The organism is Mucilaginibacter gossypii, from assembly GCF_017569325.2.
Taxonomy (GTDB): domain Bacteria; phylum Bacteroidota; class Bacteroidia; order Sphingobacteriales; family Sphingobacteriaceae; genus Mucilaginibacter; species Mucilaginibacter gossypii.
In genome coordinates this window covers 4,192,271-4,206,579 of record NZ_CP071878.2, presented here as the reverse complement: position 1 = coordinate 4,206,579, position 14,309 = coordinate 4,192,271, and the positions used below count along the sequence as shown (strand labels likewise).

9 protein-coding genes are annotated in these 14,309 nt (G+C 43.1%); 4 read left to right on the top strand and 5 right to left on the bottom strand.

What is annotated here, in order from left to right; genetic code table 11:
* Positions 1-197 precede the first annotated feature (197 nt).
* Together tamL and J3L18_RS17585 are read right to left on the bottom strand one after the other, a co-directional pair.
* Entirely contained in the window at positions 198-2,480 is a 2,283-nt protein-coding gene (gene tamL / locus J3L18_RS17590) for a translocation and assembly module lipoprotein TamL (protein ID WP_129570988.1), read from the bottom strand.
* Positions 2,481-2,484: 4 nt separating this feature from the next.
* Positions 2,485-7,656 carry a translocation/assembly module TamB domain-containing protein gene (locus J3L18_RS17585; protein ID WP_129570989.1) on the bottom strand — a complete coding sequence of 1,724 codons (5,172 nt, stop codon included), beginning with the start codon at positions 7,654-7,656 and terminating at the stop codon, positions 2,485-2,487.
* Between the two features lie 206 nt (positions 7,657-7,862).
* Between J3L18_RS17585 and dnaE the strand changes: the two genes are divergently transcribed.
* The 3 genes from dnaE (at position 7,863) to J3L18_RS17570 (ending at position 12,054) form a co-directional block, all read left to right on the top strand.
* Positions 7,863-11,447 (top strand): DNA polymerase III subunit alpha, encoded by a 3,585-nt coding sequence (gene dnaE / locus J3L18_RS17580; protein ID WP_091172660.1) that lies wholly within the window; start codon positions 7,863-7,865, stop codon positions 11,445-11,447.
* A 65-nt stretch (positions 11,448-11,512) separates the two neighbouring features.
* Positions 11,513-11,743, top strand: a complete 231-nt coding sequence (locus J3L18_RS17575) for an addiction module protein (protein WP_091172657.1) — start codon at positions 11,513-11,515, stop codon at positions 11,741-11,743.
* Positions 11,744-11,748: 5 nt separating this feature from the next.
* A complete protein-coding gene (locus J3L18_RS17570) occupies positions 11,749-12,054 on the top strand; it encodes a type II toxin-antitoxin system RelE/ParE family toxin (RefSeq protein ID WP_129570990.1) in 306 nt (101 codons plus the stop codon).
* A gap of 26 nt (positions 12,055-12,080) precedes the next feature.
* Here the strand turns inward: J3L18_RS17570 and J3L18_RS17565 are convergent, their stop codons facing one another.
* Complete coding sequence (locus J3L18_RS17565) at positions 12,081-12,491, bottom strand: winged helix-turn-helix transcriptional regulator (protein ID WP_129570991.1); 411 nt, start codon at positions 12,489-12,491, stop codon at positions 12,081-12,083.
* A gap of 132 nt (positions 12,492-12,623) precedes the next feature.
* On the opposite strand from J3L18_RS17565, the gene J3L18_RS17560 reads away from it, so the two are divergent.
* On the top strand, positions 12,624-13,388 hold the full coding sequence (locus J3L18_RS17560) for an SDR family oxidoreductase (RefSeq protein WP_129570992.1): 765 nt from the start codon (positions 12,624-12,626) through the stop codon (positions 13,386-13,388).
* Positions 13,389-13,483: 95 nt separating this feature from the next.
* Here the strand turns inward: J3L18_RS17560 and J3L18_RS17555 are convergent, their stop codons facing one another.
* Together J3L18_RS17555 and J3L18_RS17550 are read right to left on the bottom strand one after the other, a co-directional pair.
* Positions 13,484-13,825 (bottom strand): hypothetical protein, encoded by a 342-nt coding sequence (locus J3L18_RS17555; RefSeq protein ID WP_091172648.1) that lies wholly within the window; start codon positions 13,823-13,825, stop codon positions 13,484-13,486.
* A gap of 28 nt (positions 13,826-13,853) precedes the next feature.
* Positions 13,854-14,156, bottom strand: coding sequence for a hypothetical protein (locus J3L18_RS17550; RefSeq protein ID WP_311084053.1), 303 nt, complete (start codon positions 14,154-14,156; stop codon positions 13,854-13,856).
* Positions 14,157-14,309 lie beyond the last annotated feature (153 nt).

Here is a 14,309-nt window from a genome sequence, read left to right as displayed (position 1 = left end):
GATAAATTTAAAAAGAAATGATTTGTATTTAAATACAGTTTGAAAACGGCGAGGGAGCCGATCCAGCGTAAAACAGACGCGTATATGTATGATTGATTGCCTATTAAAGCAAACAGCACAATAGCTTTTGGCTAATTGTGCTGTTTGACGCTATGCTATATGCTAAGCTTAACTTTCGTTATATTTAGACTGTAAAATTAAAACGGATACCCGATTGCCAGGTTAAACACACTCCGGTTAAAGTTGAAATCCCAGCGTGGCTCATTAACACGTACATATGGTGTACGAAGAGGGATACCTAAATCTGTACGTAATACCAGTACGGTTAAATCAAACCTTAAACCAAAGCCGGCATCAACGGCAAAATCATTTAAGAAGCTTTTGGTAAACACGGCGCCCGGCTGTGATCCGTTGGAGTGCAGTAGCCAGATGTTACCCGCATCAACAAATAAAGCTCCGCGTACTATGCTGAATAGCTTTGGCCTGTACTCAATGTTAGCTTCTATCTTGATATCACCAGATTCATCGGCAAGGAAGCCGCCTGTGCCTACACCGCTGCTTGGGTCAAATGAACCCGGCCCTATGGCCCTTGCCCTGAAACCCCGTAAGCTGTTAGGGCCACCAATAAAGAATTGCTGGCTATAAGGTAACTGTGTTGAGTTGCCATAGGGTAAACCTACACCCACAATAAGCCTGCTGGCTATAGTGCTGTTTTGCCCTGTTTTATGAAAATACCTGATCTCGTTTTCGAGTTTCACAAACTGGTTAAATATGGCGCCGAACAATTTTTTAGGTTTTCCACCGGCACTATCTGCACCGGTAACTAAGCCGTAAATATTGTTTGAAAGGCTGATCTTTCCATTATAATAAAGCGTATTGGTACGATAATCCTCGTTGGTATTGGTATAAGTGAAGCTATAGCTTGGGCCCAGGATGAACTGTTTATCGATAACATGCTTTAAGGCTGGGTTTACCGGAACGTCTTTCCTGTCGATACTGTCTTTATATTTCTGCGACACGCTCAGCGGATTTACAAACTGAAAATTGATGAGGTTAAGCTCATGTGACCGGTGTTCTGTTTCGCGCCACTGATAACCGAATGATAAGTTATATGAATTTAAGTTATAGAGTTTTTGACGGTTTACTATTGAATATCCCAAGCTCAGATTAGTATGCGGGATATAGGCATCGGCCGCTTTTGGGTAGATAGGTCCGATAAAGCGCGGCCATGAAAGCGTTGTCTGGATACCGGCCTGATACACATTATAGCCTGCATTTTGGCCCCCCACCTGAACATCGGTACTCCCAAAAAGTGTTACCTTTAAAGCCTCGGCACCTTTAAAGGCGTTACGATTAAGCCAGTTTAAATTTACCTGTGTACCAGTGTAGTTAGCCGATGTGGTGCGGCCTAAAATATCAAGCGACAGCGATTTCTTTTTGTATTGGGTTAAAAAATAATAAACATCCAGCTTCGATGAATCGGCAGATACATCTTCAAACCTGTTTTTAACAAATTTATACGGACCCAGATTAATGAAGCGGTTAAGCGAGTTATTATGTGCAGTACGGTTGTAAACCTGGCCCGGGCGCATCAGCACCGTATTGGCAAAAGTATAGGTATGTACGGTGTTACGACGCTCAACAATATTATACCATTTATAAAAAACAGCTTTATCCTTCATCAGCGAAGTATCTCTTAACGAGTAACTCGGATACACATAAATATTGTTGATGGTATAAATGTTTTGGGCGCGTCCAGGTGTTTCATTTTTAACAGCCACAAAAATATCAACCTGATGCCCGGCTATAGTGCTATCCACGTGCATGATCAAATGTTCGGGTGAGAAATAATAAAAGCCTTCTTCTTTCAACCGGGCATCAATACGCAGGCGTTCGGTTTTAATAACATCAAGGTTATATTTATCGCCGACTTTTAGCAGCGTCTTTGCCGATGTTCCGGCTACTGCGGTATCGATAGTGCGGGTACCCTGCGGAAATACCACCTTCCGGATCTTATAGCCAGGCCCGGTTACTGCTGTATAAACCGCCTTGGCAACTTTTGATGTTGGCTTTTTGCTCACCGTATCGCCGCTTACCTGCGCCTGAAAATAGCTTTCATTTTGCAGCCTGTTTTGAAGGATCTTGCTGTTTTGATCAAGGTTAACCGAACTAATAAGCACAGGAGGCTCACCCTTTTTATTAAGCCAGTGGGCAAGGCCTTTGGTTTTATTGGTTTTTGTTTTAAAGTACAGCCACAATTTAAAACGCATACCTAATATGGTACTGTTGGGTATAGGTCTTAATAAGGCGCCAAGTTCCTCACTCAAGGCCTTTTTTTCGCTTTTTTTCAACACCGAGTCTTTGATTACTACCTCGCCGCCGGTGTATAACTTTTGACCTGGCGCCAAAAGCTTGGTGGTACTGCAGGCACTGAGTAAAACACATGATGAAAGCAGTATATATTTTAAATGTTTGGTCATGGGCTTAGTTTGAAGTAGTTTGCGGTTTGTTTTCCTGTTGCTGCTGCATGTTCTTTTGCTCCAGCGCTTTATCTGCCTCGTCCTGTTTTTCTTTTTTCTCCTTTTGTTCCTGCTGGTACTGGCGGCGCAACCTGCGTTCTTCAGGGGTACGTTTGCGGAAGATCTCGCGGAAGCGGTTATAATCAACCGTCAAGGTAAAACCTACGCCTGTTTCAATGATCTGCCCCTGTATCACAATAAATTCGTCGCGGCGGTAAGCACGCAGGGTGTAGCGGCCGTCTTTACTTAGTTTATAGGCTATGGATACGTCGCCCGCGATGTTCGATGCTTTTTGACCGGGTTGATTTCCTTCCAGGTTAAAATTATTGCCAACACTTACGGTAAGCCTGTCATTCAGGAAGCGCTTGGACAGGCCAACGTTGAGGTCGGTACGATTGGTGGCCGTGCCCGATGAGTAATCCTCACCTGAGGTTAAACCGAAATTCAGATCAACTCCTGATATTAAACTTCCTGCAAGCCTGTTTAACTGGTCAGATAACAGGCTGCTTACGCTGTTACGGATGGTGCCCTCCACGGTAGTACCCGCACCCTGGCTTTGCAGTGGATTATCTCCAATAAAGTGCCCCAGTACAAGTACACCTAATACCTGCTTGTTTAGTTCGTTAGGATCCTGGCGTATCTGGGTAAGGCGGGTATTAACCGTACTTACCACATCGGATGACACAGAATAAGAACTGTCTGGCAGTACAATGTCAAAGCTGATAGTTGGTGTGAGCAGCTGATCTTTCAGGTTAAGGTTAACATTGAAAGGTAGCTTTTGCTTATACATCGTACTATTTTGCGCATCCGAAAGCTGGTTTGAAACCAGGTCAATTGGTGGTACATTGGCTACGTAAATAGCGGTAAGATCAATATTGGCACTGGTTGGGTCTCCAGTCCAAACAATAGTACTGCCTTTTTTAAAGTTAAAAGTGCGCTTAACAGTTGCATAGGCCAGGTTGTACGAGCCTGAGTTAACCACATAAGTACCGGTAAGGTTTATTTTGCCGCTTGGGTCAATGCCGCCATTCAGGCTGGCCTCGCCTTTAAGGTGTACGATATCGCCGTTTCGCTCATCAACTACAATAGTAAACGCAGCATTTTTATTTACGTTGATAGTTGCAGAAACATCCAACCCTGTAACATCCGATTTTTTGAGCGAATCCAGTTGCCTGGCCAGCAGGATGGAATCCATTTTAGGGGCATTTTTATCAATAAAGTCAACCACTCCCTTCCGGTCTTCCAGCGCCGGGTCATTGGTAGGCAGCACAAAAGTCATATCGGTTTTGTCGTTAACAGTAAGGTTGGCATCAACCACCGGCTTAGTCATATTGCCGCGGACCTTGATGCGGGTATCCACATACAGTTTGCCGTAGTAAAGTTTGTTATCGGCCTGGGTTGAGTTAGTAACTCTGAAGTTATTGGCATTAATATCCATGCCGAAGGCAAAATCGGTGTAAGTTTTGGTGTAGATGCTGCCGCTTACCACGGCCTTGTTGCCGGTCGAATCAACCAACGTAAAGTCATTAAAGCGGATCCCTTCGTTGTTGAACGTAATACTTTCCTGCGGCATCCTGAAATAGGAGTTAAGCATAGCCACGTTAAAGCCTACTTTGTTAAAGTTGATATCTCCCCGTACAGAAGGCGCATCTGTAGTGCCTGATATTTTAAGTGCTCCGGTAATATTACCCGTGGCATTACGCAGGCTACCAAAGCTAAATCCCTCGATGCTCTTCATGCTCAGGTTCACGATATTCAGGTCGAGATCAAAACGGCTTTCGGGCGTGGTGTAATACGTTCCATTCAAATCAACCTGATTGCCTTTGCCGGTAATGCTCATTTGAGCGGCGTAGGCATTCTGCGTTTGGTTATTTACTTTGAGGGCTATGTTGCCCACCGTATCGCCTTTAAAATTAAAATTATCAACGTTTATGGCAGCGGTAAATACAGGACTGGTTTGAAAGTTGCTTACGGTAGCATCACCATTAATGATACCACCCACCTGTAACGAGTCCTGTTTGGCCATTTTAGTAAGCGCCTCAATATGGAAATTATTGAACTTGATATTCAGCGGGCTGTTAAACTCTTGTGTGCTGCTGTTAACGCTAAGGATCTGGTTGTTGTTGCTAATAGTGAAGTTATGCGCCAGGATTCCTTTTGGCCCGTATTGTAAAAAGTTATCATCGCTAACTGCCCATGGTAAATAATCCAGCAATAAGCCATCTTTATTAAAGCTAAACTGGTATTCATTTGGTAACAAACTGAAAGTACCTGCTATTCGGAAACGTTCTTTTTTCGCTGCATCGCGGATTTGAACGCTCAAGCCTGCTTTGTTATCCTGTGCGGCACCTGAGATGCTGGTATACAACAGATCGACAGAACTTCCAACCTTCACTTCATCAACCGAAAAATTATAATTGAGCGCATTATTAGCAGTGTTAATGTTAAGCGATGCTTTGTTAACTGTGTTGGTGCCGTAAACAACTTTTGGTATGGAGCCTTTAACAACAAGTTCGCCGGTTTGACTATTAAAGCTGCCGTTCAGTAAAACAGGGTCAAGCTGTTTCAGGTCGGGGGCAAACTGGGTAAGCAATGGCGTTTTAACCAGTTTGGCTTCAAACGTAAACTGCTGCGGAGAATATTTAACCACAGGTGCGGGTTTGGCTTTTATCGTTTTGCCGCCTTTAGTTTTAACAGCTACTTGCTGCCCTCCGGCAATAGCAGTGTTGAAATATTTATTGATCACATCCTGCAGGGCCGGGGTTATCTGGGTAAGTTTATACTTACCGGCCATGTGGGCGCTCATGACAGCAGTTTTTAAACTAAGCGTACTGCTGTCGGCACTGGCTGTAGAAATGAGGCTGATAGTGTCCATCCGGATGCGCTGGCCTTTGTTTACTACCAACAGGTCGGTTGCTTTAATATCGGCGTTCAGGTAATCGGGATCGGCAGTTGGTACATCAGCCACAATCTTGCCATGAAAACGCATATCGTCCTTGACAAAATTCAGGTTTTTGAGGTTGATGCTATCCACACTTAACGTGGCCTTAACTGCCGGGTATTTTTTGTTGAGATTGGCTTTAGCATCCAGGCTGAAATTAATGTTAGGATCCTTCATTGTCGCTACAGCCGCATAAGCGCCGTTGCTTGATGTACCTTTCATTACCAGGTTTTGGTAAGTGTAGCCTTTAACATAAGCTTTTGCAATATTGCCGTTAAAAGCTATGCTTGCCTTTTTAGGATCCAGGCTGGCACCTTTTAAATTAGCATTCATGGTAATGCGGCCAACCATTTGCGGTTGTTTGGTAAGCGCGCCAAGGTTAAGCTCGTTAACTTTAATATTGGCTGTATAAGTTGCCGTGTTTTTGTTTTGCCCATTCTTCAAAGTCGCAATCAGATCAACAGCGCCATAGCTCGAGCGCAGGCCCATTTTGGTATTAAAGCTGTACATGCTTCCTTTAAAACTACCTTTCAGGCTCATTTTTTCGGGAATACTCACATTTGGCGGAATGCTGCCCGCCGGAGCGAGCTTAGCGATGTCATTGCGACTCGTGCTGAAATCGGCAATATTAACATCAAAGGTGGCCTTATTTACATCGGGCAGGCCTTTCATTTTGGCCGAGGCCTTGATATGCGTACTGCTTAAGCCGGTTACTTCCAGGTTAGGGATCTCGAGGTTGTTTACCTGCCCACTCACCCGGCCGTTGATTTTGAATACCGTACCCGGTGACGATTTAAAGGGTTCCATGCTGGCCATGCTTGGCATCAGCAGTAAAACATCCTTTAGACCCAAACGGCTGCCATCTAAATTGGCATTGATACCCAGCGCGCCAATGTTTTTGGTGATGGCATCAATAGAAGGGTAACGTACCTGTACCGACTTTTGTAGTGTGGTATTCGGCGTTTCCAGCAACAGGTCGTTCATATAAGCATTAGTTGGCCCGTACAGGAATGCCGTATGAAACTTATTGATCTTTAAACCGCTTTTTTCGGCAAAGGTAAAGGAGTTAATTTTGCCCGAAATGGTATCAGGGCTATAGGAAATATTTTCAGCTTCGGCATTAAGGCTGCGGATGTCCATATGGCCAAAATCGAGACCTTTAAGGATAGCCTTCTGCGCTTCATTATCGAACTTAATATTATCGTTAGTAAAAGTTACTTTTCCAATTGTCGCCCGCCAGGCAGATTTGGTAGGAGAGGATACCAGCGTATCCAGTTTTTTAATGGTTTTAACAACTTCTTTAACCACAGTTTTAGGCTTGGCTAAACTAAGGCCTGCTTTAGTATCACTCAGTTCGATGCTTTTGATGCCTACCTTTTGATTCTTTAAGTCTATCTTGTCCATCTCCACCAAAAACTTGCTTAGGTCCACCTTGGCACCCATTTCGGCACTTTGGTAATCGACTTTGATTTTGGAGATATCGATCACCCCTAAATTCAAATCCATATTCAAAGGTGTGGTAGCGGTATCAGGTGGAGGGATGGCGTTGGTCGGCGATTGGATGATCTTAGCATTTACATCGCTCAGGGTAATTTTCGGTATGGTGAACTTCATCTTATCCATATCAAAATCCTTAACGCGGGTGTCAAAATGGCCAAGCAAAAACTTTACATCGTTGCCGGTAATGGCATCCTCGTATTTTATGTTGATCTTATCGAGAACGATCTTATCAACAGAAAACTTCATGGTTGATGTAGTATCGGTAGGTTTTACTTCTTTCTTTTGTTCGCCAACAAAAGCCTTGATAATGTAATCGAAGTTAAACACACTGTCGGCCCCACGGTTTACATTGGCCGTAATGCCCTGTAGGTTTACCTCGTTTACTTCAACCTGGCTGTGCAGCAGCTTGAGCATGCTGATATCAACCTTTAATCTTTCGCCGGCTATGAGGGTGTCTTTTTTCTGATCTTCAAAATACACGTCCTCCAAAACTAACAGTTTAGGCAGGCCAAGGCTGATATGGCCAATCTTAACTTTGGTGTGGATTTTATTCTGTAAAAAAGTTACGGCTTTGTCTTTCGCGAAGTTTTGAACAGCAGGAACCTGTATCAAAATTACTACAAGGATAACCAGCAGAACTACACTTACCAGTATCCAAAGTATCGTTTTAAGGGTTATTCGTAGTATTTTTTTCAATTGTATTTGTATTTCAAAGGTGAAGATGCTGTTGATCAATATAAACAAATAACATGCTAAGTATAGCAGTTTGCTGTGTGTTGTTGTATAATTTACAAAATGGGGTGGCTTTAATTAAATTTCCACAGCGCTACTTTTTAACAGTCTACATCCCTAACTTGTTTTAACTTTGTACCTCATAAAGATTTTGTTGAAACGGATTTACTATGCCTGATTTTTCACACCTCCACGTACATACCCAATTCTCCCTGCTTGATGGGGCAGCCGATATTTCCAAGCTGTATAAAAAAGCCGCTAAGGATGGGATGAAGGCCCTTGCTATTACCGACCACGGCAACATGTTCGGCGTATTTAAGTTTGTAGCCGAAGCCGGTAAACACAATGTAAAACCCATTGTAGGTTGCGAGTTTTACGTGGTTGAAGACAGGCATAAAAAGCAATTTACCAAAGAAAATAAGGATGTTCGCCGCCATCAACTGATGCTGGCTAAAAACCCTACGGGCTACAAAAACCTGGTTAAGCTATGCTCATTGGGGTATATGGAAGGGCTGTATAGCAAATGGCCTCGTATTGATAAGGAACTGATCTTAAAATACCACGAAGGTATCATTGCTACTACCTGTTGTATTGGGGCTTCGGTACCACAAGCTATTTTAAGGGATACGCCCGAAAATGCCGAAAAGGAGTTTAAATGGTGGCTGGATTTGTTTGGTGAGGACTTTTATATCGAGTTACAGCGTCACGAAATCCCGGAGCAGCAAATTATCAATAATGTGCTGCTCACTTATGCTAAAAAGTATAACGTAAAAGTGATTTGTTCAAACGATTCTCATTACGTAGATCAGCAAGACTCAAACGCGCACGATATTTTGCTTTGCGTAAACACAGGCGATATGCAAAGCACCCCAATAGCTACCGACGAGGAAGGTGGTAAAGGCTATCGTTTCGGTTTCCCTAACGATCAGTTTTACTTTAAAACACAGGAGGAAATGGGCAAGCTGTTCCATGACCTGCCCGAGTCACTGGATAATACCAATGAAATTGTTGACAAGGTGGAGGTGTTAAAGCTAAAACGCGATATCCTGCTGCCTAATTATGTAATTCCTGAAGAGTTTAAGATCCACAAAACACCCGATGCCGATACTTTAAATCAATGGGAATACCTGAAGCACCTTACCTTTATGGGCGCTAAGGAGCGTTATCGTGATATTAGTCCGGAAACCGAAGAACGCATCAATTTTGAGTTGTTCACCATTCGTACTATGGGTTTTGCAGGGTACTTCCTCATCGTGGCAGACTTTATAAAGGCTGGCCGCGATATGGGCGTGTTCATTGGCCCGGGACGTGGTTCGGCGGCTGGATCGGTAGTGGCTTACTGTACCGGGATCACGAATATTGATCCGATGAAGTACAACCTCCTGTTTGAGAGGTTCCTGAACCCCGACCGTAAATCGATGCCCGATATTGATACGGACTTTGATGATGCCGGTCGCCAGCGGGTTATTGACTATGTGGTTGATAAATATGGCAAAAACCAGGTAGCGCAGATCATTACCTATGGCTCGATGGCTGCCCGCACCAGTATCCAGGACGTGGGCCGTGTATTGGATATGCCACTGGCCGATGTAAGTGCCATGAAGAAACTGGTGCCTGAAACCCTGGGTATCACCCTCAAAGATGCCATTGAACAGGTGCCGGAACTAAAAGAGATCCTGAACGGTAACGACCTAAAAGCACAGGTATTGCGTGAAGCCGAAAAACTGGAAGGATCGGTACGTAATACCGGTGTACACGCCGCAGGTATCATCATTGCCCCTTATGACCTTACCGAGATTGTACCGGTAGCGACAGCAAAAGATTCGGACTTACTGGTTACCCAATATGATGGCCGCGTAATTGAGGATGCGGGTGTAATTAAGATGGATTTTTTGGGTTTAAAAACCCTTACCATTATTAAGGATGCCCTGCGCATGATCAGGCAAAATCATGGTGTGGTGATCGATATCGACTACATCCCGCTTGATGATATTAAAACTTATGAGCTTTATCAGCGCGGCGATACCAACGGTACTTTCCAGTTTGAAAGTGATGGTATGCAAATGTACCTGCGCGAGCTTAAGCCCGATAAGTTTGAGGATTTAATTGCCATGAACGCCCTTTACCGTCCGGGCCCGATAGAGTATATCCCAAACTTTATTGCCCGTAAGCATGGCCGCGAACCGATAGTGTTCGACTTGCCAGATATGGAGGAATACCTGGGAGAAACCTATGGTATTACCGTATATCAGGAACAGGTGATGCTTCTGTCGCAAAAGTTAGCAGGCTTTAGTAAAGGTGATGCCGACGTTTTGCGTAAGGCGATGGGTAAAAAGCAGATTGAGGTACTGAACAAGATGGAAGCCCAGTTCATGGACGGGGCGATAGCTAAAGGCCATCCAAAAGATAAGCTTACCAAAATCTGGACGGACTGGAAGGCATTTGCTCAGTATGCGTTCAACAAATCGCACTCTACATGCTACGCTTTCGTGGCATACCAAACAGCTTACTTAAAAGCACACTATCCGTCAGAGTACATGGCGGCGGTTTTGAATAACCAGAACAATATTGAAAAAATTACCTTCTTTATGGAGGAGTGCCGCCGAATGGGCGTTGAAGTATTAGGGCCGGATATCAACGAGTCGGACATGGCGTTTGCGGTGAACAAGCGTGGCCAGGTACGTTTCGGGTTAACCGGTGTAAAAGGTGTGGGTGATAAAGCGGTGGAAAGTATCATTGAAGAACGTAATGCTAACGGCCCGTTTGAAACAGTATATGATTTTGCAAGACGTTCCAATACCCGCAGTGTCAACCGTAAATCGTACGAGAACCTTGTTTATGGTGGTGCGTTTGATGGTTTCGGGATTCCGCGTGCACAGTTTTTTGCCAAAACCGAGTTGGGTACATTAACAGGTGTTGAACGCCTGATCAAATATGCTAACGATTATCAGAATGTACAAAGCAGTTCGCAATCGTCATTATTTGGCGGTTCGGTGGCATCATATGTACCGGAGCCTGCTATGCCCGATGTTGAAGAATGGCCGCTGATAGAAAAGCTGAAGTACGAAAAAATGGTTATCGGAATTTATTTGACCGGTCACCCCTTGGATAATTATAAGGTTGAACTTAAACGTTTTTGTAACGCAAATATTAGCGATCTGAAACTGATGCAAAAAGCCCGCTCGGGCGAAGGCGGCGAAGATGTAACTGCGGCGTTTAATGAACTACGCCGTCGCGGTGAGTTAAGGATAGGTGGCCTGGTATCAAGCGTTCAGCATAAAATGACCAAAACGGGTAAGCCATTCGGTACCTTTGTTTTTGAAGATTACAATGAATCGTATGAGTTTGCGTTGTTTGGCGATGATTATGTAAAGTTCCGCAATATGATGATGGAAGGCTACTTCCTGCATATTAAAGGAAACATTGAAGAAAAGTTCCGCCAGAAAGATAACTGGGATTTGCGCATCATGGTGATGGACCTGCTATCAGAAATGCGGGATAAACTTACCAAATCATTAACTGTTTGCATTGATGTACAAATGCTCAACAGTAAACTGCTGGATGATATCCAGCACATGATAGATGATAACAATCAAAAGTATCCAGTTAAAAATTGTAAGCTCCGTTTCCAAATCAAGGATAGGGAAGAGGTTATGCTTGTTGAACTGTCATCTAAATCATTCAAGGTAAATCCAAGCGATGATTTTATGGCGGGGATACATAGTTTGACTAATGAGGAGCCGGTGCTGAGTTAAGGTAGTTATGAAGCTTGATATAGTTAAATTTATAGGTTAAATTTGTTTAACAAGTGATCGTTATTATGGAAACAGAAGTTATTAGGGAAAGACTGCAAGAGTATATCCGTTTTGCTGACGATAAAAAAGTAGCCGCGATATATACCATGGTTGAGAGTGAGATACAAGATGAGCTTGATTTATGGGAGGATCAGGATTTTTTAAATGAAATGAAAAGCCGCGTAGATGATTATGAAAGTGGCAGAGTTGTTGGAATTCCCTGGGAGCAGGTTAAGAAAAATGCAAGAGCACGGTAGTTCTGATGAGATATAACATTGAATTACTTCCGAAAGCCGAAATAGAATATCAGAAAGCATACAGGTGGTATGAGGAGCAATTAACCGGATTGGGAGATCGTTTTGAAACCTCTGTTGAGCGAAAATTAAATAGTATAAGTAATAATCCTCTTTTTTATCCTAATAAAAGCGGGAAAATACGGGAATGTAAAGTGGATGACTTCCCTTTTTTGATCATTTTTAGAATTTACTCTGAAAAGGGTCTCATCTTTGTTTATTCAATATTCCATACCAGTCGCCGTCCTGGTAAAAAATACAAGAAAAGCCTGTAGAGATATCGTTTTACAACATCTACATTTTACACTTCCACTTTCACCACCTCATCATCCTGTTTCACTAAAGTATAACAAGTATAATCAGGCTTAATTACTTCGCCATTAGCATTAGTTACAGTCATGTAATGGCTTCCCCATCTTTCGAGGGTGTAAAATATAGATGATAGTTCTTCGCCGATAGGGGTGAGGGAATATTCAACCCTTGGCGGTACTTCGGGAAAAATATGGCGGGATACTATGCCGTCTTCTTCCAGTTCGCGGATCTGTTGCGAAAGCATCTTTTCGGTCATGCCGGGGATGGCCCGGTTTATCTCGCTGTAACGCTTCTGACCGCTTAATAATTGGTTTATTATACTCAGTTTCCACTTACCACTAATCACGCTTAGGGCTGCTGCCATAGTGCAGGAGTGATCGGAATGTCTGTTTTTTGTCATAATGAAAAAGGCGATATGTCGATTGCATCAAACCGGTCCATAACCTACCAAAAAGTATGTTGCACACAAAATGGTGCATTCTTGTGGGTAGCTATAACTCACTGTACCTTTGATGTATCAATAACAAAGATAATGAAAAAGTTACAAGGAAAAACAGCAGTAATAACAGGCGGCAACAGTGGTATAGGCCTGGCCACAGCACAAGAATTCATCGCACAAGGTGCAAAAGTGATCATCACCGGCAGGAACCAAAAATCAATCAACGAAGCAATTGAAACACTTGGTGCTGATGCTCAAGGTGTAATTGCAGATAGCGGCGACATCAACCAGGTTAAGCAATTGGGTGAAAAGGTAAAAGCTATTGCCGAAAAAATTGACATCGTATTTGTTAATGCAGGTATTGGCCAGTTCAATTCAACTGAGCAAATGAGCGAGCAGATGTTTGATGATATCATGAACATCAACTTTAAAGGTGCCTACTTCAGTATTCAGCAATTGTTGCCTTTAATTAATGATGGCGGCTCTATCATCCTGAATACATCAATTAACGCACATATTGGTATGGCCGGAGCAACTGTTTATGCAGCAAGTAAAGCAGCATTGCTTTCATTAGCTAAAAACATTTCGGCCGAGTTGTTGCCACGTCGCATCAGGGTTAACTCTGTAAGCCCTGGTCCGGTTGTAACACCTTTACACACTGCCGATAAATTAGGCTTAACCCAGGAACAATTGGAAGGCATGGGTTCCGAACTGATCAAACAGATCCCTATGGGCCGTTTTGGTTTGGCCGAAGAGATTGCCAAAACAGTAACCTTCTTCGCATCTGACGATTCAACATTTATTACCGGTGCCGAATTGATTGCTGACGGCGGTATGGCTACTTTAAAAGGTGCATAAACCCCTCTAAATCTCCCCTGAAGGGGAGACTTTTAAAAACCTATCTTCCGTGAAAATTTGATCAAGATATAATTCATGGAGGCATGATAAATTTATTAACTGATGACCGGCGGCTGTGGCTTCCGGTCATTTTTTGTTTTGATGAGGTAAATAATATAACTGAAGATACCAATAGATAAGGCGACTACCCCATCAATGAAAATGCCGCCGAAAAGTACGGCCATCTCGGGCATACCACATCGCCCGGCCGGGTGAGAGGATGAGGGTGGTGGTGGCGGAACAAGATACGGAAGGGCTGCAACTGTTAACGCTATGCCCAATCCCCATGACAATACGGTACTGCCTATTATAGGTAATATGATCCGACCCTTTATCCTTAATGATGAAAGGATCATTTGTACAACCGGGGCAATAAGCCAAATTAAAAAGATAAGCATTTCGATATAATTATATTGCTGCCTTTTCTTACATTAATTTATAGTACGTTATAAAACTACAAACTCCAATAACCGGAACTATAAAGCCTACATTTAAGATACCTATTGATATAAATATAGTGCATCCTATAGCACATTTGATATCGGCAGGTACGCTATATAGCGAAATCATAAAAGAAAGGGTGGCTAAGCCTGCTGCCAGCAAAAGCGACAAAAATATAATTATGGATAAAGGCAATTTGATTTGACCGTTTATCCTGCGTGATGATAGCTTAAACTGGAGTATCGGCGTAAAGAAGTTAAGTAACAGCGGGATAATAATCGTAAACATAATTCTATAGCTATGTGTTAATTAATACCCCCAATGTTAAAAAGTAACCCGCCGCTATAGTTGTAAATATGCTTTGGAAATAGGTAATTTGTGTTAATACGTCATGTCGCAAGGTGGTATTTAAGGGTGTAAATGCGACAAATGGTCATGCCT